Origin of the sequence: Parabacteroides distasonis (assembly GCF_004793765.1) — a bacterium.
Classification (GTDB): Bacteria; Bacteroidota; Bacteroidia; order Bacteroidales; family Tannerellaceae; genus Parabacteroides; species Parabacteroides distasonis_A.
The window spans coordinates 1-606 of the sequence record NZ_SRYM01000152.1 but is presented as its reverse complement, the minus strand read 5'-3'; the positions used below and the strand labels follow the sequence as shown (position 1 = coordinate 606).

Genomic DNA, 606 nt, shown 5'->3' with positions numbered 1-606 from the left:
TGAAAGTAGAAAAATTCAAGGTGTTGCTCTACCTCAAAAAGAGCGGACTGGACAAGTCGGGCAAAGCCCCGATAATGGGAAGGATTACGGTGAACCGCACGATGGCGCAGTTCGGATGCAAGCTTTCCTGCACACCGGAATTGTGGAATCCCCGTGAGAGCCGTCTGAACGGCAAGAGCAAAGAGGCGGTGGAAACCAACGTCAAGATTGACAAGCTGCTGCTGGCGGTGAACACTGCGTTCGACAATCTTGTGGAGCGCAAGATTGATTTTGATGCCACCGATGTGAAAGATCTTTTCCAAGGCAGCATGGAAACACAAATGACCCTCATGAAAATGACTGATGCCGTATGTGATGACATCAAGGCGCGTATCGGCATAGACCGGGCGAAAGGAACTTATCCCGGCTATTACTATATGCGGTTGGCACTCCGAGAATTTATCGAAACCAAGTACAAGGTCAAGGATTTGGCTTTCGGACAACTGACGGAACAGTTCATCCACAACTATCAGACATTCGTCACGGAAGAAAAAGGCTATGCGATTGACACTGTACGCCACCACCTTGCCATCCTGAAGAAAATCTGCCGCCTTGCCTACAAGAAAG

At 49.2% G+C, this 606-nt stretch carries 1 protein-coding gene; it reads left to right on the top strand.

Features of this window, described 5'->3' with window-relative positions; genetic code table 11:
• A partial coding sequence (locus E5342_RS19155) for a phage integrase SAM-like domain-containing protein (protein ID WP_135960094.1) occupies positions 1 to 606 on the top strand: 606 nt, incomplete at both ends.